Source organism: uncultured Ruminococcus sp., from assembly GCF_946415235.1.
Classification (GTDB): Bacteria; Bacillota; Clostridia; order Oscillospirales; family Ruminococcaceae; genus Ruminococcus.
This window is the reverse complement of record NZ_CAMKRR010000044.1, coordinates 1-21899: the sequence shown is the minus strand read 5'-3', so window position 1 is coordinate 21899 and position 21899 is coordinate 1. Positions and strand designations below refer to the sequence as shown.

Sequence of the window (21899 nt, the reverse complement as noted above, 5' to 3'; positions counted from 1 at the left end):
GAATGCAAAAGCATTCATTATAGTTTATTTTAATGCCCTTGCAGATACGCAAATCAAAGATCTGCTCCATGCATGGTATCGAAGCTGTGTGAAAATGCTTTCTGACTGCGACGGAGCACTTTGCAGGTCATATCTTATTAAGTAAAAACGGAGGAAAAACAAATGGAATTCAATGAAGTAGTAAAAAATCGCTATTCATGCAAGAAATACAGCGGCAGACAGGTCGAAAAAGAGAAGCTTACAGCTATTCTCGAGGCAGGACGTCTTGCGCCTACAGCCAAAAATCTGCAGGAGCAGCATATATATGTGCTGCAGTCTGCGGAGTTCCTTGCAAGGATAGACGAGCTGACACCGTGCCGCTATGGTGCGCCGACAGTGCTTGTTGTTGCCTTCAATAAGAACGAGGTATTTACATACCCCGGCGGCAAGCGCGATTCGGGAACAGAGGATGCCGCTATTGTTGCCACGCACCTTATTCTTGCAGCTGCAAACGAGGGCGTTGACAGCTGCTGGCTCAACTTCTTTGATCCCGATAAGGCAGCGTCTTTGCTTGGATTGCCTGAGAATGAGGAAGTACTTATGCTGCTTGATCTTGGCTATGCAGCTGACGGAGCAGGTCCGCTGCCTAACCATGAAAGCAGAAAGCCCCTCTCCGAAACAGTAACTTATCTGTGATAATGGGAGAACTTTTATGAAGAAGCTGAACAAGATCAACGGACAGCAGAACTGCTGTAGTTCATGACTGTACGAGCAGATATAATATATAGGAGGACGCTGTATGTTTGACGAAAAAGAAACCGTTAAATGGGGCGTTATGGGTACCGCAGGCATCGCGTCATGGGGTACGATACCGGGTATGCAGAAGGCGAAGGGCTGTGAGCTGTATGCGATAGCAGGCAGAAGCCTTGAAAAAGCTCAGGCTTATAAGGAGCGTTTCGGATTTAAAAAGGCGTATAGGGGCTATGAGGCACTGCTGGCTGATCCCGAGGTCGAGGCAGTATATATCCCATTGCCGAATGATTTACACTGCGAATGGGTAATAAAGGCTCTTAACGCTCATAAGCACGTATTGTGTGAAAAGCCTCTTGCCATGAATGAGGGCGAGCTTCGCCGTATGTTTGCTGCCGCAAGGGATAACGGAGTTATACTTATGGAGGCTTATGCGTATTTGCATAGTCCATATATAAGCAGACTCAGGGAGATCATTTCATCAGGTGAGATAGGCAGGGTAGATTACGTTGACACTGCATTCCTGACACAGGACTATTCCGAGGATATCCGACTTCATAAGGAGCAGGGCGGCGGAGGAATATATGATGTAGGCTGTTACTGTACATCCATGATACTTTCGCTGATAGATTCACCTGTAAAGTATATAAAGGCAGATGCTGAATTCTGCAGTACCGGAGTAGATCATATGGCTTCTGTGATGATAGGCTTTGAGGACGGTACAAGAGCTTCGTTCAATGCCGGCATGATACTCGGAACAGATTCCTGTGACAGGTACGACAGGCTGTTTATTCACGGCTCCATGGGATATATCCGTTCTGATGTTGAGTATAACGGTGAAGGTGAGCTGTCTTTTGAGGTCACTGTCAAGGATACAGACGGCGAAAGGATTACGCGGACCGAAACTGTTTCAGCTGACTCCAACTACAGTATGGAAATGGAGCAGATGAATGAGTGCATAAAAGGAAAAGCTGCACCGTATATCACAGAGGAGTTTTCAGCTAAGAATATGCGTATCCTCGATAGGATACTTGATACAGTCGGATATAACGACTCAAAAGAACAGTTTATCTTATCCAACGGAGTAACGCTCCCCGCAGTAGGCTACGGTTCGTACCTTTCCACGGAAAAAGGCGGGGTTCGGACGATACTTGACGCTCTTGATGCCGGATACCGCTATATAGATACGGCACAGTTCTACGGAAATGAGGAACAGATCGGTGAAGCTATAGAAAAGTCGGGTATTCCGAGAGAGGAAATATTCCTGTGCAGCAAGGTATGGCATACCGATCTCGGCAGAGAAAAAACTCTGAAAGCTTTTGAAGAGTCCTGTCGGAAGCTGAAAACAGATCACCTTGATATGTATCTGATACACTGGCCCAAGAGTGACGGGAACGATGAGGAATGGCTTGAAAAAGTCAGAGGCTCATGGGCAGCAATGGAGGAGTTATATGAGCAGGGAAGAGTTAAAGCGATAGGACTGTCAAATTTCCTGCCGCATCATATCAGACCTCTTTTAGAGGCTGCGCGTATACGTCCTATGGTAGATCAGCTGGAACTGCACGTGGGATATATGCAGGAATATGCCCTTTCTTACCTCAGAAAAGAGGGGATACTTCCGCAGGCATGGAGCCCTCTTGGCAGAGCAAAGCTCATAAATGATAAGGCGGTATCGGAAATAGCTGCAAAATACGGCTGTACAAACGCTGCCTTACTGCTGAGATACCTCAATCAGAGAGGTATCCCCGTTATCCCGAAATCCGCATCAAAGGAAAGAATGAAGGAGAACCTTGATATATTCGGCTTCAGCATTTCTGAGGACGATATGTCGTTATTGTCATGTCTGCCCGAGAGGGGCTGGTCGGGAGAGCATCCTGATGAAGTATAGGCAATTAATGGACAATTTTTAATTCCGCCAATATGGGCGGAGATCACTTTACATTCATGCATTTCGAGGTATTGATACTGTTTATGCCGAAATGTGTTCGGCAAAGCTGTAAAAACAATATTCATATCTTTCGCCTGCCGCACAGCGCTGAACTCTGCGGCGGGCTTTTTTATCCGCAGCATAAGTGCCTGATAGACCGCGTTCAGTACTTAAAAATAAGATCCGCGAAAATGCTCCGATTTTTTTCTGCAAAGAGAACGATGTACCCTGTGCGGGAATGGTGTCAGCTCCTCAGAGAGCAGGACATCTGAACACAATACAGCAAAAAAAGACTTGCCTGTAATATAAAAATAGTGGTATAATTAATATATATATTCGCTTGCTATGTTTAAGGAGGGTGACGGAATGAACAAAATTATCGAGCGTTTTTTGTCGGTGCTGACTGCCTGCACTGTTACGACAGCTTCAATGGCGGTTCCTGCTGCTGATGCAGTCGGAAAAATCAATGTCACAGCACTGACAGACAAGAATGTGTCTGTAAACCTTGACTATTATGAGGAGGAATATAAAGCTCCCTATGTGGGCGAGGAGTTCATGGTGTGTAAGGCTGATGATGATAAAGGCGACGCAGCCATGATATATAATCCTGTGGGAGGATATTACAAATGCAGCTGGGATAAAACAGAGGCGGCGGAGTTCCTTATCGGAGCTGATAAGCAGATAGATATGAGCGAATATAAACAGTCGTATATCAGTTATAGTGCCTATGTTAACGCAAGCAGCGGTTATGCTGTGGGTGCTGTTATAAGCTGCTGTGACAAGAAAACTTCAAGATCCGCGGAGATAAGAGTGCTTGAGGCGTATTCGCCCGATATGTACAGGGCTGATGAGGAAAATACGATAACTATCACAGCAGGCGGCGCTGATTATTATGTGAGCATTGCCGATGAGGAGAACGTGCCTGTTGAACTTATCTATGTTGTACGTGCCGATAGCAGCAGCGGTAAGGAGATATCGGGAATTATTGATATCAAAGGGATATGCGCTGCGCTTGTAGATAAAGACTTCTCCCTCGATACAGACAAGCAGGCAAGGCTCTATATCCGCGGAACGGGTGAAAGCGGCAGTATATTCGTTAATAAGGCAGCTATTGTCAATGTCCCGTACAGGAAGAGCATAACATTAAAAAATGACAGCATGAATAAAAGGGCAGTCTATCTTGACGGTCAGTATTATAATTGTTTTTTTGATAGAACTGATGCGAAAAATGGCAGTATGACAGTCAGTGACGGCAGAGTAGCGGAATGTACCTATAAAAATGATGATATGTGCTCTTCAAGCCTTTTCGTAAGAGGAATATGGGATAATAGCTCAAGAACATTTGAAAAAAACGATAACATGAAAGTATTCTATGATACTTCAATAAATGCAGAAGATAATTATGCAGCGGGAGTTTTGCTTTTCTCGATCGATACAGGCATAGAGTACTGTATTGTTCAGTTCAGGAACTCGGACAGCTTTATCGACGGTTCCCGTGACAGAGCTAAGGTCAGGTCCCTCGGAACTGCTGAGGTAGACGGTGTAAAATATGATCTGTATTACAGATATTATGATTATGAGACCTGTATGTCGTATCCATGCCCTCAGATATGGTGCGTATCTCAGGAGGTCTATGAGAATAGTTATTATGAGGCTGTCGGCAGTGTGGATCTTCAGAAGCACTATGAAGCGTGGATGAAGGATTATATTGATAAAGATGACCGTATTACCGAGATATTTTCGTTTGCTGAAGCATTTGGCGGAGTACGCGGCAGTTTTACACTCGCCAGCGCAGAATTTGATATTTCCGATCCTGATGCTGCATATGACAGAGTTATTGACAACAGAGCGGATAACACAGCTCCGTCAATATGTGACGGTGGAAGTATTATCTACGGTGAATACGGCGGGATATGTACGCTGAAAAACAACGGCGATATCATCGGCAGCTGTCAGCTTGAAGCAGATGACGCTGTTTTCAGATTCGGCAAAAAAAGAGTTTTTGAGATGGAGGACGAGGAGATCGACTATGAGAAAGGCGATTTCATCAATTTGTCCTACAAGGCTTATGTCAGCACCGACGGCAATTACTCCATTGGTGCAGAGGGCAGGATGCGCGGTGAGGACGGCGAGGAATACATTGATTTCTATGTATATGACTCGCTGAACTATGATGCAGTCCCGAAGAATGCAGAATATCTCGGGAAAAAGCAGTTCACTGACAGGGAATATGATATATATGTGCTGTACACTAATGATATTGTTACTGCCGGTAGAAAAAAGAACGTGAAGTATTACTGCATAGCCCATAATAAAACGGAAAACAGCATTATATGTTCGGGGCAGATATACCTTGCTGATGCTGTGGATGCATGGGATAAGGCAGGTCTCGCAACAGGTCCTGTTACCACAGTGGCTCTCAATGCCAATATATACGGCGTTGGCGGCGGTGAGATCAAGCTCGAAGACAGCTGCATATACGTTGAAAGGAACAACCGCGGCAAGTATACTTCTAAGGATATTGAGCTTTTGCAAAAATACCTGCTCGGTGAAAAGTGCAGTCTTGAAGAAAAGAATTACGATCTTAACTATGACGGCGCTGTTGATGCTTTTGATATGGTCGAGCTGAGAAAGAAGATCAGCGAGAAAATGTACTGATATTGCAGAGGTACTGTACGGATGCGCTCTGTTTATACCGCATGGTGTATCGCATATTTAAAACGAAACAGCTCCCGAATGGGAGCTGTTGTATGATGTGGTATATAATGGGGAGATCATTATTTGTTATGACAGTTAGTTACAGCAGCGGAAGTATGGTTTTTTTGATCATACTCCCGATCACTTTCCTTTATACGCTCGCCTTAATGACAATTTCTGAACGGCTAAGTTTTTGACCTGAATGTGCCGTTTACTATTGAAATGTATGGTGGATTGATGTATAATAGACTATAGTGTGCGTTTATATGACTTGACACATATGATATATCTGTTATTCAAGGAGGAAAAAATGGAGATCTTAAAAGCAGAAAAGCTTGTAAAAACATTCACGATAAGTGAAAAACAGCGAAAAGCTCTAGGCATAAGGGACAAGAAAAAGGTCGCTGTTGACGGTGTCAGCTTTATCGCAAAGTCAGGGGAAGTATTCGGCCTTATAGGACCTAACGGCGCCGGCAAGACCACAACCATGCGTATGCTGGCAACACTCATCGCTCCCGACAGCGGTGACGCTCTCTACAATGATGTGAGCGCGGTAAAGTCCCCCGAGAAGATACGCTCACAGCTGGCGTTCCTTACTACCGACCTGAAGCTCGATATGAAGTCAACTCCGAATATAATGTTCGACTTCTTCGCAAAGCTTTACCATGTGCCTGAGGATGCTGCGGAAAAGCGCAAAAAAGCCCTGTTCGACGAATTCGGCATAAATCAATTTGCTGATACCACTATCTCAAAGCTCTCACAGGGTCAAAGGCAGAAGGTCTCTCTTGTAATATCCGTTATCCACGACCCTAAGTTCGTTATATTTGACGAGCCCACAAACGGACTGGATATCATAGCTGCCCGTGAGGTGCGCGAATTCATACTCAATATGAAAAGATCGGGCAAGTGCGTGATTATCTCAACACATCTCTTTGATCTCGTAGAAAAGGTCTGCGACAGAGCCGCCATGATCATGGACGGAAAGATAGTTGCCGATGATACTCTTGAAAACCTCATGCAGGGACGTTCCCTTGAGGACGCTTTCTATGATATCTATACAAGCCGTACAGGCGGAAATGATGAGGTGTGACCATGAGAGACATTATTACAGTTGCTAAAAAAGAATTAAGAGCGTTTTTCAGCGACAAAGCCATTATCATACAGATGTTCCTGCTGCCGTTCGCAATAGTCTTCGGCTATGCAATGCTTATGTCGGCAACAGCTTCTTCTCAGCAGGAGTCGGCTGAGCAGCTCGAAAAACCTGTAGTTGCCTACAGTATAAATGCTCCCGAGGAGTTCGGAAGCGTTTTATCCGAGCTAAAAATAACTCCTGCCCCCGATAACGATATAGAAAAGTATCAGAAGCAGGTGACCGACAAGGAAATAGACCTTCTCATGGTATTTCCCGACGATTTTGCGGTAGCAGAGCCCGGTTCAGCTCAGCTCTCGAATATAGACATCTACTATAACTCGCAGAAAAGCAATTCCATGGAGCTGTATTCAAAGGCAACCTTCATGTTCACCACAATGCAGCCCCGTACATTCACATTCAATGAAAAGCCCTCGGAAAACTACAACCTGTTCGACAGCGACGCTATGACAAGAAAGCTTCTCGGCGGAATAATCCCGCTTATGATATTCATGGCAGTATATATCGTCTGCATGAACCTTGCTGCCAACTCTATCGCAGGCGACAAGGAAAAGGGCTTCCTCAACACCATGCTAATAACTCCTGTAAAGCGCAGCAGCATCGCGGCAGGAAAGTCTGTATCCATACTTGTTGTGGCGATAATAGCGAGCTGCTCAGCCTGTATCGGTATGGCTGTATCAATGCCGCAACTCTCAAAGGCTATCGAGCTTACCGACGGAGTAAAATACAGCGTGACGGAATATATTATCCTTTTCGGCGCAGTAGTGACCGGAGCTTTCGTGCTCGTCGCCCTGCTGCTCATATTCTCAACTCTTGCCAAGGACGTAAAGCAGGCAACTACTTTTTCACCGATACTTCTTTTTGCAATAATGATACCTTCAATGCTCAGCTCTACGGAAGGCTTCTCTGAAAGCGTCGAAAGGCTTGGCAGCACTAATTACATTATCCCTGTATGGAATTCGGTAAAGATGCTTCAGGATGTTGTCAGAATGGAGTGTACATGGTCAAATGCGCTCATTACCTTTGCGGTAAATATCATTGCCGCAGCTGTTGGCGTGTTCATCGTGGGAAAAATGTTCAGCAGCGAAAAGATCGTCAACGGATAATAATAAATGTTTGCTCAATAAAAGCTATAAGACGGTCAGGCATATAAATGCTCGGCCGCGGGACATTGGCTGATGTCATTATGTTAAGAAAAAAGATGTAAGAGTTTTTTGCTCTTACATCTTTTTTTGTACTGCTGTGTTTACGGCTTGATCTCACTGCCGTCCCATTCAACGACAGTAAAGCCTTTTCTCTCGAATGTCTCAAGCTGCTGCGGCTCGATATCCGCTGCTTCTTCAAGGGGAACATAGACCATGAATATACGCAGCAGGCTGTCAGGGGTCGGAGTGATATCCAGCTTTGCTGAATTTGTATAGGCCCGCTTTGGAACGAAATGAGATTAAACCTGTTATGCTCCATTCTCGGCAGCCAGTATACGATGAACTCGTTCATCTCTTCCTCGGTCAGTCCCATATATGTGAGCTTTTCCCTGAGGAAGCTCTCGGTGTCACTTCCCGCAACGCAGAAGCCCTTTGAGAGATCATATCTCATACGGCAGTTGACTGCGTCTCAGAAGAGATACCTATGATGTGTACCGTCAGCCTTGTTGAGCAGCGAGCCGTCGGGATATGCTGTTACGTCTCAGCCGTTGTTGTACTTCGGATAGGTCGTTGAGAGCTCCGCTTCTGTAAGCTCCAGCTCGGCATGGATATCGGTCTCTTTCTTGGGATATAAGTATATTACAGGTTTATCCGCAGCTGCTTCATAATATATCGTAGGAGACATACCATCCTCTTTAACTGTTTTTATCCAACCGTTTTGGCCGTTATATTCTGTATATAACCATTTATCATCGTTTTTCATATATCCAAGCTCTTTGAGCCGTGTCCCTGCAGGTATGGAGGCGATATAGTCATAGCTTTCGTCAGGTCCAAGATATAATTTCAGATCATCTTCCCGAACGATCAGTGAGTAACTATATCTGACGAACTCATCGGGTCGGACAAAGGCTCCGGTATTATAGCAGAGAAGTTCCTTCCTCATCAGTATCAGATCAAATACATCAAGTTTGTCGTCATTGAAGAAGTCAGCCGCCCGCCAGTCCGCAAGAGCAGCATCGGAAGCGCCAAGCAGCCATTTCTGGAACAATACGATATCCGATATACTGAAATTGCTGTCAGAATTCACATCACCCGTGGGAATAAATCTGATCGGAACAATAATATCCATAGAGTTGTTTTCATATAAAGTTTTTTGGATATCATCTGTTATGATATCATAGCTGTTTGGAACTGCATACAAACTGATGTCAAATCTGCTGATCTTATCCATTTTCAGACCCGAAGCTGCTTCGGAGCTTAGATCAAGACTGTAAGGATTGGAGTCAACATAGAATTTCTTACTGATAAAATATGGGAGAGCCTGATCTTCAATATAGTAGTTGATAGCTGCGTTTATTCCGAAGGGATATCCATAATCTTCGAGATAGAGAGGTTTACCGTTATCAGCGCCGATCAGCTTAAAGCGAACAGTATCTTTCTCGGGGAGGTTCTGCTTCTTTTTCAGTCTGAACACAACGTCAGCAGAACCGTTGTCGTATTTTGTTACGGTCATATAGCCGTCGGGGACGATAGTTCCGTTATAGTAACCAGGGGCTTTCTCTTCCGTTTCGGGGAGCGAATAGCCTTTGGGCGGATCCATCAGGCCGAATGACAAATTGTCCGCATTGAATAAGCTGCCCGGACTGATAACTGCGGGATTGCTTAAAAGTCCGCAGGGCTGCATATCCATATAGACAGTGCCTTCGGGCTTGTTATAGCTTACATCCGTCCATACCGCAGGCATTTCGCCTTCTGCAAATGCAATAGGAAATTGCAATTTTATGCATATGTTTGATTTAACGAATGAAAAGTGTGAAATGTGCGGCTTAGATCGTAAATTCTCTGTGAACGGGTATACTTGGCCCCTGCATATGAGAACTGCCCGTTACTCTGCGGAGTCGGCTTTCCCATAACACGGGGCTGTGATGCTATTTTTGCGGTACAGGGACCGGGGATCCCATGACTGCATATTTCTTGACAATTCAGTTTTTATATGCTAAAATATAACTGATATATCATCAAAGCGGTATATCTGACCTGAATTCTTTCAGCTTCAATGGCTGAAAGGATAATACTGATAATTTTTACAGGGGGGGATATTAATGAAAAACAAGGCAAAAGCACTAAAGGCAGCAGCGCTCCTCATCGTTGTAACACTGACAACAGGTGTTTCACTGTCAATGCAGAGAGGTGTTTTCGTACCCGCTCCGCTTACAGCCCATGCAGCAGATAATGAGAGCTACACAGAAGGGAAATCGGGACCTCTGACTTACAGGAAGTATTCCGATCATGCGGAGATAAGCAGCTGCGAAATGTCGGCGACTTCTGCTGAGATACCTGAGAGCATTGAAGGTGTGCCTGTTACTATGATCGGTATGTATGCTTTTCAGATAAGCAGCATAAAAAGCGTAACTATCCCGAATTCGGTCAAGGAGATCGGTCACTACGCTTTTAACAACTGTTCCGCTCTTACATCATTAACTATTCCTGACAGTGTTGAAAAAGTGGGTATCCGTGCATTTGAAAATTGTACATCTCTGGAAAAAATTGAATTTCCAGATCATATTATCGAGTGGAATTCAAAAGTTTTCGAGGGAACTCCGTGGATAGCTTCACAGCGCGAAAAGTCTCCGCTTGTCATCGTAAACGGTGCACTGCTGGACGGAGACAAGTGCAAGGGTGAGGTCAAGCTCACATCAGATATCAAGTATATCGCATCAGGCGCATTCCAGCGCAATATGGATATTACTTCCGTTGTTGTCCCTTCAAGCGTTACAAAGCTTTGCGACAACGTATTCTTCTACTGCACAAATCTTGCTTCTGCCGAACTCAGCGGCGTAACTCTTATTGACAGCATGGCTTTCTGCGGCTGCGAGAAGCTGACCGATCTTAAGCTTTCAGGCAGGCTTACCGACATTGACGAAAGAGCTTTTTCGGATATAACTTCAAATGCGACTATAACTTTTTACGGCAGCAGGGAGACATGGGAAAAGGTCAATAAACCAAGCGACGATCCCTTCCTCAGAAATGCAAAAATGATATTTGACGAAAATCACACCGAAATTAATGATGTAATTGCAGGCGATCTGAATATGGACGGCGAATTCAATGTTACCGACCTTTTACTGCTTCAGAAGTGGCTGCTCGGTGATAAAAATGCAGAGCTTAAGAACCGGAAGGCTGCTGATTATACAAAGGATGAAGTTCTTGATGTATTTGACCTCGTCCTCATGAGAAAAGCTGTTTTGGAAAAATGATCGGCTCTTACATATAAAACCACCCTTAAAAAGGGTGGTTTTGCGTTATTCGGGTATACAGCTCATCGGCTGAGCGGGCTTGTTTCGGATACAAAATCAGAATATTAACCAAAACTACATTGAACGCTTGTATGAACTGTGATATAATAATAGTGTAATATGATATAATACGCTTTTTTGCAGTTCTAAATGTATTAAAAAGGGGAGAAAAAGAATGACTATTTCCGGATATTTGGCAGAGCATTGGGGGATCCTGGTCCTGCTTGCAGGTATGGCAATAGTTTTGCGTTCTGATGTCCATCTGGAACGGGTAATGGTAAGACGTATCGCTTTAACAAATGCAATGCTTTTTCTGTATTCCGTTTCATGCTATGTGGAAACATATCTTGGAAACCAAACTGTGTATTCCGCCCTCAGACCTGTCCTCAGCGCTGTTAATTACAGTCTTGTTACCTTCATACTCGTTGTTATCATATCCATCATGTATCCCGAAAATAAGAAGTATCTGTACATTCCCGCCATATTGAATGCCGCACTCTGTTTTATTTCTATCCCGACAAAGATCGTTTTCTATATTTCTGAGGATAATCATTTTTTTCGCGGTAAACTCGGATACCTGACTTATTTTATAAATGCATTGTATCTTGTATATCTTATATACAATATGATAGAAAGTGAAAAAACGCACAAGGACGAACTGTATATGCCGTTGTTCCTGTCTCTGACCTCTGTGCTGTGTCTTGTCATGCCGCTCTTTTTTGACAATATGACAATGCACTGGTTCAATATCACCATTGCGATAGATGTGCTGCTTTACTACGTTTTCCTCTTGCAGCAGTTTACAAAGCGCGATAACCTTACCAAGCTCCTGAACCGACAAAGTTATTATTCAGATGCGGAAAAATATATGGACAGTATAACGGCAGTCGTTACAATGGACATGGACGGCTTGAAAGCCATAAACGATAATGAAGGACATATTGCAGGAGACATCGCCTTGAAGCGGCTCGCTGACTGTTTCACAAAAGCGGCTAAACAGGGACAGAGAGTATACCGTATCGGCGGAGATGAGTACGTTATCCTGTGTATCGGTTCATCTGAGACCGATGTTCAGTCGCTTATAGAACGCATCAGACAGGAGATAGCCAAAACAGCTTATACCTGCTCGGTTGGATATGCTATGAAATCCGACGCTACTACGATAGATAAGCTTTTTCAGCGTGCGGATACGAATCTTTACGAAGAGAAGAAGCAGTTTTACGAAAGATCGGGAAAAAACAGACGTTTGTAATGAGCTTGTCTGTAAATATGTACACAGCTTAATGATATGAACAAAAAAACAACTCCGAAAGGAGTTGTTTTTTTGACTCTTCTATCACAGGCTCAGCTTTGGCTGAACAATGTTTATTCTCTATTGATACGAATATTCGTTATTGCACACTGATCTCCCGTCAGGGCAGTATACAGCTTAGGAACATCATCTGTTACGGTCGTGACACAGCATATCGACAATCCGCAGTATTCGGTGGATATCGTTATGCGCCCGCTTTTTATCCCGAATAACAGCTCGCAATCCTGACCTTCCTTATTTTTTGCCTTAAAGTCGTTCCAGTCAGTAAAGCTTTCGAGCTTGCTGACATTTACGCGATTTTCGGAATAGTCGTCCTCTTCCCAGCCCTCGCCGTCAAGGCGGACGACTGTGAGTTCCCTGTAATTATTGCCGTCAACTTGTCCGTCATCCGAGGTGTACAATACCACAAACGGACAGTGCCATACAAGCCGGGCGGTCGGGAGGCTCATGGAATGGAATGAGAGCCTCATTCCGTCAGATACTTCAATGCCCTCAGATGAGTCAGAACGCCATCCGTCTACCTGTATATTGGGGATATCGCCCGAAGGTACATTTATATAGCTTATTTCTTCTGCAATACGCGGAATATACCCTTCTCCTATTTTTTCACCTGTCTTGGCGATATCAACATCCTCGATCACACAGTATTCGCCTGTAAGCGAAAGATAGCAGTATCTTGTGCTGTCAGGCAGTGCAATGATGATCTCATGGAAGCGAAAACGATTGGATATCCTTATGAGGACATGATCCTTGTAACGCATCGCTTCGATATCAAAGCTTATCTTCTCACCGCGGAGCATTGCTTTTGATTCGGCAGATGCGCCTGCTGTTTCATTTGTTTTTATCTTGAAATTCCTGATATCTGCGGGAAGTATCTTGCCGTCTGCACGGATAACGGCATATTCATTGTATAACAGGTCTCTGCGTTTCCGTTCGTCTTCGTGTATCCTTTCGTCAAGAGAGTCAAAAAGTACAAAGCTCGGGATGTTTTCCTGCCTGCGCTCATCGCTCATATAGCTGCTGAGGTGTATATGCGTAACATGGTCTGTGATAAGGATACCGTCGGAAACAGCAGAACGATAGGACTCGCATACCAGATTTTCCATACTCTCAAGGGCGGACTTTTCCTTGGTTTCTCTCATCATATACTGGGAATCAAGATCAATGAGATGTATCATTATCCTTGCATAGAACGGATCAAACTGAGTTCCGATACCCTTTACGAACTCTTCACGGACAAGCTGCTGGGGAATAGTGTCACGATAGCTTCTCTTTGAAGTCATGGCATCGTATGCATCCGCTACAGCAATGATACGGGCGATATCAGGGATATCTTCGCCTTTCAGTCCCGCAGGATAGCCGTGTCCGTCATATCTTTCATGGTGATAGTGAGCACCTATGCTGAGATACGGCGACTGGCTGATGCTTGAAAGTATCTGCATACCTATTACGGGATGAGTCTTGATGGCACCGTATTCTTCATCGGTAAGCTTTCCTTCCTTATTGATTATACTGTCCTTTATTCCGATCTTGCCGACATCATGAAGCAATGCGGCAAAGTAAAGCTCCTCACATTCCTTGTCGGTCTTCTGAGCATACTTGGCAACTTTTACGGAATATTCGGCAACACGGCGGGAATGACCATGTGTATACCTGTCTTTGGCGTCTATGGCGTTAGCAAGAGCGGTTGCGGTCTGCTTGAAGAGAAGGTGTGTATTTTTCTGCTCTTTACGAATTATCTCTATCTCGTTCTTGTTTGCCCGCTCGATCATATCGTTCATATCTATAAGCGCAAATACATAAAGCAGTACAACCAGTCCCACAAGAGTGATATTCGTGAGAGATACTCCGTATGTGAAAAGCTGTATTATCGAAGCTATCAGCGGGATGACCGAAAACATCAGGATCGAGATCCGCATAAGCTTTCTGATACTGTCGTAGTATTCGAGAATTACCGACAGATCGAGTATAAGTATTATCAGAGGGATCAGATAGCATACCATAAATCCCTCAGAACGATGGTATCGGTTATATTCGTCGAAGTAGTAATAAAAGTTTGTGAACTGGGATATTATGAGCATGAGCAGCCCGAGAGCGCTTATATAGCAGGACATCTTCAGCCGCTTCGGTGTCTTTTGGATGCCGCCGTCATATCTGAACAGGTTTATCAGATAAAGCGAAAACAGGAAAATGATGCCAAGTATCAGCGCAAAAACCATGAAATTGCTTATCCTGACCATCCAGTAGCCCAAAGTATCGTTGTCCCCACGATAAGTATACGCCAGTCTGTCAAATATGAGCATGAACATTGCACAAAGCTCAAGAGAAAGTAAAATGTACTTTCGCGATGGTATAAGAGTTTTGGTTATAAGCACAAAAAATGCAAGCATACCGCAGATGAGGCTGAGTGCAAACATAATACTCATCTGGTATTCTTTCAGTAATCCAAATAAAATTTCCATTTTTTAGGTATCTCCTTTATACGAGCAAAACAGGAAGTATAAATTTGTGCATATAAAACTAAATGTTTTAGACATTTTCTTTGATATATGTACATTATACCACTATACTGACATAATTACAAGTGTTTGATGAAATATTTCATTTAATAGAAACACTATGTTCAATAATTACGCTGCATGACCCGCTGACAGCATAAATAATAAAAGGGATCAGAATTATTCTGAGGTTTATGATTTCGTTAAATGACCGCAATATACCGCAAGTTCCAAATAAACTGCATATAACAGGATAAAAAATACCCTCGCCGATCGGCGAGGGTAATATTATATCTTATCGGTCGTGGTTTATCTGGCTATTTCAGATCAGATTGTAGCTGAAGAAATAATCACGGTAATCGTCCATATCAATATAGCTGTCCATATTTATGTCAGCGATTAGCAGACCGTCATAAGGCTGAGCATTGGGATCTTCCAAATGCTGCTTCAATAAATTGGCATCTTTTTTTGTGATAACTCCGTCATGATCCAGATCGCCGAGAAGTTCCTCGGGGAGGACGTTTAAGCGAAGGAAGGCAGCATTGGTAATAAGCTTATAATCCCACCAGCAGTCATTGTATTTTCCATTGAATTCCTTATCATAAACTGCGTCGCTCACTGCTTCAAGCACTGCGTTTCTGCAAGCCTGAAAATCCATATCTGTACCTTTCAGGTAATCCATTGAGCTGTACCAGATACGCATTCCGACTTCGTCCTCAATGCCCATGTCGTGCATCATATATGCTATATGAGATATGATAGTCGAAGCATAATGGCAGTCTATTTGTTTTTTAGGGTCTTCATTTTCAAGACTTCCTTTACCTTCATATTTCCAGAGGCACGGGTATTGCGGGGAAGCAAGGTTTCTTATGCAGGCGCCTGTGGTACTCTTGTAATACAGGTCGTTTCCATGCTTCCATTCACGTGTATCATCAGCGTATTCAGCCATAATATCACTGTATGCTTCGTTAAGAGCCTGTGTTTCTATAATATGTTATCAATAGCCGTTACAGGGATGCCGCTTCACAGAGCTGCGTATGGGAAGTGAACGGGATAATATTCTTCATGGAAAAATAAACTTTCAGCAGTAATTCTTATGGTGCATTTATACTGTTCGTTATGCTACCGTATTATGCAGATTCGGAAATATGACTTACAAGATCCCCTGAGATATCCTTGATCTTATCCATGTCAAGCTCCATGTATCTATGACCTGTACCTACAGTCTTGTAAAGCACTATCTTACGGTTTACAGCATCAATTTTTCTGACGCGCTCGGTCATGGTGACATATGAGCCGCCCTGCTTCATCCTGTCATTTAAAAAGTATGCAAATGTCAGTATAGGGTGATGACCGTATTCCAGTTCAACAGCAATAAGGTTTATCTTCTGATTCAATATCTCCATCTCCGTTTCGTTAAGTTTTTCCTGCTCTCCTGCATAATAAGTTTTTGGGAGTTTCTATTATAAACAATCGTTTCAGCAAGCTCATTTGTGACATATTATGATAAAAAAGAAGCAGCTCCCTCTAAGAGGAAGCTGCTGTACCGTATTTAAGCCTTATTTCTTATTCCTGCGCTCATTGTCAGCTTCTACAGAGCACTTCCAAGCCCTGTTGAGTCCCTTTTTGGCTCTAACGCTGCTTACAGCACAGCCTACTGCTTCGTAAAGAACCTCCGTACCGCAGCAGTCAGCGTGATAGTCAACCGCATTCTCAGCTCTGATACCGATAGAGCCAGCGGTCTCGGCTGCGTCGATATTAGCTCCGAGGAAAACGAACTCCCAGCCCTTTTCCTCCTGCACTTTTTCGATGAGCTTCTTCACGTCCTTGTGGCTGTACTTTCTGCTGGCGTTCTCCATACCGTCAGTCGTAATGACAAACAGCGTCTTTTCGGGAACATCTTCCTCTCGGGCATACTTGTGGATATTTGCGATGTGGTGAACTGCGTCGCCGACAGCGTCAAGAAGTGCCGTACAGCCTGAGGGCACATAGTCTCTGTCGGTAAGCTTTGGAACGTCTTCAAGCTTAACTCTGTCATGTATCACCTTGGAGCTGCTGCTGAAAAACACCGTTGATACAAGGGCTTCTCCCTCCTCTTTCTTCTGCTTTGCGATAAGGGAATTGAAGCCGCCGATAGTATCGGCTGTAAGACCGCTCATTGAGCCGCTCTCGTCGAGAATGAATACCAGTTCAGTAAGATTCTTTTTCATAACAATACCTCCGTTTTGATGTTTCTGCGGAATCGCTTTTGCGTTTCCTTTACTGTAATTACAGTATACATCATCACGGAGGTATTTTGGTCGCTTCAAAGGCGACAAATCATGAACCTATCAAACTCTGGTCAAAGGCGAACAGAGCTTCGTTTATCTCATAGATATTGTAATTGCTGCGCTCGATAAAATAGCGGATTATCAGGTCGAATTTCAGGCTGTCCGAAAGGGCAAATCCCGCTTTTTTCAGAAGCTCTTCCGTTTCACCGAGGTCAAGCTCAAGTGCTACTGCAAAAGCAACTGCGGTCTGCTTTTTGGGCTTGTAGTTTTTGTCGTTGCGTATCTTTGAAAAGAGCTTGCGGTCGATATTGGCTTTTTTATAGGTCTCCACGTCTGTCATGCCCTTTTCGTCTATGAGCCGCAGCAGAGCCTCCGAAAAAGACTCGTCATGGGCTTTCAGCATATTTTCAAGGTCAGCGCTGGATTCACAGCAGATATCTTCTTCAAGCGTGATATTTGCGGAGCTTTCTTTTATGCTTTCCTTTTTCCTGCCGAATAATCCGAGCGGTTTCGCTGCTTCGGCAGTATGATACATACCGAGAGCTATTTCGCTGTCCCTGTTCCTTTTGTCACGAGCTGCAGATTTCTTTGCGTAGGCGTCGCTTATGTACTGCCTTATCTCGCCGACTATGCCCGAGCTCACTTCAAAGGAGTCCTTATCGAATATGACAAGCGTGATATCCATATCGTTTCCTTCAAGGAAGCTCCTGAATTCGGAAACGGCAACGTCCAGAGCCTTGTCCTTGGGATAGCCGTATATGCCCGAGGAAATAAGCGGAAAAGCCACGCTCTCGCAGCCATTTTCCTTTGCAAGCGCAAGGGAGTTCCTGTAGCATGAGCGCAGGAGCTCTTCCTCACCGCGGTCGCCGCCGTGCCATGCAGGACCTACGGTATGTATGATATATTTGCAGTCCAGAGCATAGCCCTTTGTAAGCTTTGCCTCACCTGTTTTACAGCCGCCGAGAGTTCTGCACTCCGCAAGAAGCTGCGGACCTGCCGCATGATGTATAGCGCCGTCAACTCCGCCTCCGCCCAGCAATGAGGAATTTGCGGCGTTGACGACAGCATCGGCTCTGACTTTCGTTATATCGTTCCTGATTATCCTGAATGGCATACGAGCCACCTCCATTTCATGCTGTTTTATTAAATTATAACATACCTGACGCAGATTATCAATACTTGTATCTCTGAGCTGCAAATTATGTGGACATTTTGGCGTTCGGCGCAGGTGCTTTCATAAAAAAGGACGGCATGAAGCCGTCCCTGCCGTATTTTACATCAGTCGTGACGCTGGTCGGTATTGCTGAACATTTCGCAGAATCGGCCTGCAAATGCAGGCGGTTCGCCGCTGCTGCTAAGGTGAGATATGTCACCGAAGGCTGTAACTCTGAAATATGCGATGCCCTCTCGGCGTTCCTCCGTGCAGACGGTAGTTACCGAGGTCGGAGCTGCTATAAAGCCGTGCCACAGCACCATAGGCGAAATGCCGAGAAGATGCCCCAGCATTACACATTCAACTCCAAAATGGCAGAACAGTGCGATAGTATCCTCATTGGGACGGACAGCACTGTAGACGTTTCCGCTTCGATCATAACCATGCACGGCGAGCAGGGCATCCAACCCGTTCTGAACATAGGCGATGCCGTTTTTCATATCAGCTTCCGACATCACGGGAACGTCAGTCCACCTGTCCTTGTCGTAGTATTCGGGGACAGCTGTCCAGTCCAGCGGCAGCATATCCCATGCAATTCTTCTCTGACCGTCAGGACCTATGATAAGATCACGGTCAAATTCGTGCAGCCAGTCAAGAGTTTTCGCTGTGCGTCCGCACTTTTTCAGCGTGTATTCAGCAGTAGCCTGCGCTCTGCCAAGAGGGGAGACATAATAAGCGGCGATATCCATTGGAGCTATCCGCTCCGCAAGCAGTTCAGCCTCTCGGTGCCCTTTTTCGGTGAGGGAGTCGATAGTGTAGTTAGGATCGCCGTGCCTGATAATAAGCAATTTCATAACAGTCTGCCTTTCTGATCTTACTTTTCTTCGATGAACATTCCCGTCAGCTTCGGAACATTGAAACGGGTCGTAAAGAGGTCACATTTGCACAGGAATTCGTAGAAAACGTGCCTGCCCTGTCCTGACATAGACTCATAATTGCCCTGACCTTTGGCAAGTATCACATCGGAATTATCGAGGATTTCTTTTGCATTATCAGGCAGCATCTCATAGATAGTTCCTGCGATCGCTTCGCCGCTTGAGATAATTTCAGCAGCAGTATCAAGTCCGATGTAGCGTGCATCTTCGGCCGTTGCATCGTTAAGAACAGCTTCGCCCCGAACCATAGCTCTGACGGTAAGCTGCGGAAATCTCTTTTTCAGCTGTTCGAGCATGAGCTTGTCAAGGACTATCTCTCCGCAGTTGTCGCATATGAGAAGAAATGTTTTTGCATCGGTGCACTCGCGGAGAAATGCTTCGTAGGTCATGCGGTCGTCTTCGCGCATTTCGGTGCTGCGGAACAGCTCAAGGAACACGCCGCTGTCGATGCTGTTCATAGCTCCGAAGTCTATGTAATTGCCTATTCTTGCCATTATCAGCGCCTTGGCAAGAGGATCTTCCGCTGAGCTGATCTCGCGGTGAAGACTTTCTTCCATTGAAAGTACAAGATCATTGTACTGCTTTTTTATTGCGCTGTAATCCGCAGCTTTACCGAAGTATTTCAGGTGCGCCTTATTGAAAAGATACACCATATACGGACTTGTATCAGTTTCTTTTCTGTTGTCGAGAAGCCTTTTTATCTCAGCGAGATACTCGGCATTATTTGTCTTATTCTTCTGACGCTCGTACAGACATTCCGCACAGCTTTGTGATATTCGCATTTTATACCTCTTTTTAGTGTTATTTTTTCATCATAATGTATGCAAGATTTTGCTTGCCTTTGTCGCCGCGTCTGTAGGAATAAAAAGCGGTATCGTGACAGGTGCAGTCATTAACTGACGAAATGTTGTTGGCGGACAGCCCCTCGGCTGCTGCTTTCAGACGGATAGTCTCCGTCAAGCTGAGAAAAATACTTTTCCCTCGCTGTTCAAATAAGCTATCAAGTTCTTTCGGTGCAAATACTTTTGCATATTCAGTACGGACTTCCTCACCGACTTCATAACACTTACTGCATATATGAGGACCTATTATAAGCTTTATATCCTGTGGAGCTGCTCCAAGCTCTTTCATGCGTTCGACTGTGTTGTGTATCAGTTCTCCTGCGGCAGAGCGCCGGCCGCAGTGAAGAAGTCCGATAACTTTCGCCTTTTCATCAGCAAGATATACGGGGACGCAGTCAGCGGCGATAATGCTGAGAACTATGCTTTGTTCAGCTGTGACAAGTCCGTCAACTTTTTTGAGGTCGTTGTCCTTTATCACTCCCGAACCACCGTGTTCTGAGGTGACAGTTCCGACTTTATCGCCGCCTGCCTGATAGGGGCGGATAAAGTTTTGCAGTGGTACTCCGAGGCTTTTACTGAGCGCGGTATAATCATTTGTCGGCGGATCAGAAGGCTCATTTCTCGACCATATACCTTCGTACCCTGATGTGAAGCCTGCAAGCGCAAAGCCGCTTTCGATCATCGTTATTTCTTTCATAACTGCTCCATAAGGAAATTCAGAAGTCCCTTGCAGCCCTCTTCTATATCCGCATAGGCTGTGCCGAAATCGCGGCTGTACCACGGGTCTGAAACGTCGTCTCCGCGGCCTGAAAAGGTGAGGAGCTTGTATATCTTCCCGTCCCTGTCACTGCCGAAAATGCGGTTCATATTGCGGATATTGGCTGTGTCCATGCCGATGAAGTAATCGTACTTTTCGTAGTCGGACTTTCTCAGCTGCACGGCAGTCTTGCCTGCACAGCCGATACCGTGCTTTGCAAGCTCCGAACGTGCAGGAGGATACACAGGATTGCCGAGCTCTTCGGTGCTGGTAGCGCTCGAAGCAATGTGAAACTCGTCGGCATAGTCTGCGTCCGAGACCATTTTTTTCATTATAAATTCAGCCATTGGCGAACGGCAGATATTGCCGTGGCACACAAACATAACCTTTATCATACGTTTTTCCTCTCTGATTTGCTCAGTATTGCCGTATTTTGCGCGGTATATCGCGGCATATTTTTTCTACTGCCAATTTGGCAGAACGGGGTGAAATCGGCGTAACTCGGCATAAAACCGCATATCTCGTTAGTCGTTAGTAGTAAAAACGTAGTAGAAATCAGAAAAATTACTACTAAGGATTTCTGCGGAGTTTCCGCACTTATCGTGAGTAGTAGGATTTATTTTACTACCAATTTACTACTAAGGCGTATGTGTTTTACTACTAAAGCACCTATCTATTATATCATATCTTAGGGCATTCTTCAATATGTACACAAGGGTTTAGTTTGATCCCGTTGCCTTGATTGCTCCGGAACAATGGATTTTTACAACACGATTTTCATCAGTCTCTGCGATCTTCCGCAGTTGCTCTACATATGGTCTGACAAATTCTGGTTTGCGTTTGCCGAGAACACGGAATATTTCCGGTGCTTCCATCCTGACCTTGTCATCAGCATCATGCAGAAGTGATTCGAACACCGGCATATGCTCCTTATAGATGTCAGGCGTGTTTGTGGCAATGTTCTCCGATGCCCAGATGAAACTCAGCCGGACGCTTGCTTCTGGATCAGCGGCAAACCGGAAAAGCCCTGCCCAGTATGGCTCGATCAGATGATAGTCCGCTCGACCGATCCTGCCGAGAGCGTTTACTGCACGTTCACGTAAAAGCGGAACCGAACTATTACAGAATGACGCTAACGTGAAAAAAGTTTCCGCTGTCTCAGAAAAAACTGAATTTCTTAGGGGGGAC

19 protein-coding genes are annotated in these 21899 nt (G+C 44.8%); 8 read left to right on the top strand and 11 right to left on the bottom strand.

The window, feature by feature from the left end:
- The first annotated feature begins 162 nt into the window (after positions 1-162).
- The 6 genes from Q0R37_RS09350 (at position 163) to Q0R37_RS09325 (ending at position 8084) form a co-directional block, all read left to right on the top strand.
- Positions 163-675 carry a nitroreductase family protein gene (locus Q0R37_RS09350; protein WP_294753699.1) on the top strand — a complete coding sequence of 171 codons (513 nt, stop codon included), beginning with the start codon at positions 163-165 and terminating at the stop codon, positions 673-675.
- A 103-nt stretch (positions 676-778) separates the two neighbouring features.
- Positions 779-2617, top strand: coding sequence for an aldo/keto reductase (locus Q0R37_RS09345; RefSeq protein WP_294753696.1), 1839 nt, complete (start codon positions 779-781; stop codon positions 2615-2617).
- 405 nt (positions 2618-3022) lie between these two features.
- A complete protein-coding gene (locus tag Q0R37_RS09340) occupies positions 3023-5314 on the top strand; it encodes a dockerin type I repeat-containing protein (protein ID WP_294753694.1) in 2292 nt (763 codons plus the stop codon).
- 349 nt (positions 5315-5663) lie between these two features.
- On the top strand, positions 5664-6443 hold the full coding sequence (locus Q0R37_RS09335; RefSeq protein WP_294753691.1) for an ABC transporter ATP-binding protein: 780 nt from the start codon (positions 5664-5666) through the stop codon (positions 6441-6443).
- Between the two features lie 2 nt (positions 6444-6445).
- Positions 6446-7609, top strand: a complete 1164-nt coding sequence (locus tag Q0R37_RS09330) for an ABC transporter permease (protein ID WP_294753688.1) — start codon at positions 6446-6448, stop codon at positions 7607-7609.
- A gap of 349 nt (positions 7610-7958) precedes the next feature.
- A complete protein-coding gene (locus Q0R37_RS09325) occupies positions 7959-8084 on the top strand; it encodes a hypothetical protein (protein ID WP_294753685.1) in 126 nt (41 codons plus the stop codon).
- Positions 8085-8189: 105 nt separating this feature from the next.
- On the opposite strand, the gene Q0R37_RS09320 is transcribed toward Q0R37_RS09325, so the two are convergent.
- Positions 8190-9392, bottom strand: coding sequence for a hypothetical protein (locus Q0R37_RS09320; RefSeq protein ID WP_294753682.1), 1203 nt, complete (start codon positions 9390-9392; stop codon positions 8190-8192).
- 358 nt (positions 9393-9750) lie between these two features.
- Between Q0R37_RS09320 and Q0R37_RS09315 the strand changes: the two genes are divergently transcribed.
- Complete coding sequence (locus Q0R37_RS09315) at positions 9751-10905, top strand: leucine-rich repeat protein (RefSeq protein ID WP_294753679.1); 1155 nt, start codon at positions 9751-9753, stop codon at positions 10903-10905.
- A gap of 214 nt (positions 10906-11119) precedes the next feature.
- The gene (locus tag Q0R37_RS09310) at positions 11120-12196 is read left to right on the top strand and encodes a GGDEF domain-containing protein (RefSeq protein ID WP_294753677.1); all 1077 of its coding nucleotides are present in this window, start codon (positions 11120-11122) and stop codon (positions 12194-12196) included.
- 113 nt (positions 12197-12309) lie between these two features.
- Here Q0R37_RS09310 and Q0R37_RS09305 read toward each other — a convergent pair whose 3' ends face one another.
- The 10 genes from Q0R37_RS09305 to Q0R37_RS09260 form a co-directional block, all read right to left on the bottom strand.
- Positions 12310-14718 (bottom strand): HD-GYP domain-containing protein, encoded by a 2409-nt coding sequence (locus tag Q0R37_RS09305; protein WP_294753674.1) that lies wholly within the window; start codon positions 14716-14718, stop codon positions 12310-12312.
- A 358-nt stretch (positions 14719-15076) separates the two neighbouring features.
- A complete protein-coding gene (locus Q0R37_RS09300; protein WP_294753701.1) occupies positions 15077-15742 on the bottom strand; it encodes a M4 family metallopeptidase in 666 nt (221 codons plus the stop codon).
- A gap of 142 nt (positions 15743-15884) precedes the next feature.
- A complete protein-coding gene (locus Q0R37_RS09295) occupies positions 15885-16151 on the bottom strand; it encodes a hypothetical protein (protein ID WP_294753671.1) in 267 nt (88 codons plus the stop codon).
- A 162-nt stretch (positions 16152-16313) separates the two neighbouring features.
- On the bottom strand, positions 16314-16964 hold the full coding sequence (locus Q0R37_RS09290) for a hypothetical protein (protein ID WP_294753668.1): 651 nt from the start codon (positions 16962-16964) through the stop codon (positions 16314-16316).
- Positions 16965-17073: 109 nt separating this feature from the next.
- Complete coding sequence (locus Q0R37_RS09285; protein WP_294753666.1) at positions 17074-18138, bottom strand: O-acetyl-ADP-ribose deacetylase; 1065 nt, start codon at positions 18136-18138, stop codon at positions 17074-17076.
- Between the two features lie 164 nt (positions 18139-18302).
- Complete coding sequence (locus Q0R37_RS09280) at positions 18303-19031, bottom strand: histidine phosphatase family protein (RefSeq protein WP_294753663.1); 729 nt, start codon at positions 19029-19031, stop codon at positions 18303-18305.
- A gap of 20 nt (positions 19032-19051) precedes the next feature.
- Positions 19052-19894: an ARMT1-like domain-containing protein gene (locus tag Q0R37_RS09275; RefSeq protein ID WP_294753662.1), complete on the bottom strand. Its 843-nt coding sequence runs from the start codon at positions 19892-19894 to the stop codon at positions 19052-19054.
- A gap of 19 nt (positions 19895-19913) precedes the next feature.
- The gene (locus tag Q0R37_RS09270) at positions 19914-20651 is read right to left on the bottom strand and encodes a polyphenol oxidase family protein (protein ID WP_294753660.1); all 738 of its coding nucleotides are present in this window, start codon (positions 20649-20651) and stop codon (positions 19914-19916) included.
- The gene (locus tag Q0R37_RS09265; protein WP_294753657.1) at positions 20648-21106 is read right to left on the bottom strand and encodes a low molecular weight protein-tyrosine-phosphatase; all 459 of its coding nucleotides are present in this window, start codon (positions 21104-21106) and stop codon (positions 20648-20650) included. The genes Q0R37_RS09270 and Q0R37_RS09265 overlap by 4 nt, the downstream gene beginning before the upstream one ends.
- 324 nt (positions 21107-21430) lie before the next feature.
- A partial coding sequence (locus Q0R37_RS09260; protein WP_294753654.1) for a sister chromatid cohesion protein PDS5 occupies positions 21431-21899 on the bottom strand: 469 nt, incomplete at its 5' end.

Bases quoted from the DNA above. Each gene is read 5' to 3' on its own strand.
- Q0R37_RS09290 (WP_294753668.1), bottom strand. From the start codon at position 16,964: ATGAAAAAGAATCTTACTGAACTGGTATTCATTCTCGACGAGAGCGGC.
- Q0R37_RS09270 (WP_294753660.1), bottom strand. From the start codon at position 20,651: ATGAAAGAAATAACGATGATCGAAAGCGGCTTTGCGCTTGCAGGCTTC.
- Q0R37_RS09325 (WP_294753685.1), top strand. From the start codon at position 7,959: ATGCTCCATTCTCGGCAGCCAGTATACGATGAACTCGTTCATCTCTTC.
- Q0R37_RS09340 (WP_294753694.1), top strand. From the start codon at position 3,023: ATGAACAAAATTATCGAGCGTTTTTTGTCGGTGCTGACTGCCTGCACT.
- Q0R37_RS09350 (WP_294753699.1), top strand. From the start codon at position 163: ATGGAATTCAATGAAGTAGTAAAAAATCGCTATTCATGCAAGAAATAC.
- Q0R37_RS09280 (WP_294753663.1), bottom strand. From the start codon at position 19,031: ATGAAATTGCTTATTATCAGGCACGGCGATCCTAACTACACTATCGAC.
- Q0R37_RS09285 (WP_294753666.1), bottom strand. From the start codon at position 18,138: ATGCCATTCAGGATAATCAGGAACGATATAACGAAAGTCAGAGCCGAT.
- Q0R37_RS09305 (WP_294753674.1), bottom strand. From the start codon at position 14,718: ATGGAAATTTTATTTGGATTACTGAAAGAATACCAGATGAGTATTATG.
- Q0R37_RS09265 (WP_294753657.1), bottom strand. From the start codon at position 21,106: ATGATAAAGGTTATGTTTGTGTGCCACGGCAATATCTGCCGTTCGCCA.
- Q0R37_RS09310 (WP_294753677.1), top strand. From the start codon at position 11,120: ATGACTATTTCCGGATATTTGGCAGAGCATTGGGGGATCCTGGTCCTG.
- Q0R37_RS09320 (WP_294753682.1), bottom strand. From the start codon at position 9,392: ATGCCTGCGGTATGGACGGATGTAAGCTATAACAAGCCCGAAGGCACT.
- Q0R37_RS09335 (WP_294753691.1), top strand. From the start codon at position 5,664: ATGGAGATCTTAAAAGCAGAAAAGCTTGTAAAAACATTCACGATAAGT.
- Q0R37_RS09275 (WP_294753662.1), bottom strand. From the start codon at position 19,894: ATGCGAATATCACAAAGCTGTGCGGAATGTCTGTACGAGCGTCAGAAG.
- Q0R37_RS09330 (WP_294753688.1), top strand. From the start codon at position 6,446: ATGAGAGACATTATTACAGTTGCTAAAAAAGAATTAAGAGCGTTTTTC.
- Q0R37_RS09345 (WP_294753696.1), top strand. From the start codon at position 779: ATGTTTGACGAAAAAGAAACCGTTAAATGGGGCGTTATGGGTACCGCA.
- Q0R37_RS09315 (WP_294753679.1), top strand. From the start codon at position 9,751: ATGAAAAACAAGGCAAAAGCACTAAAGGCAGCAGCGCTCCTCATCGTT.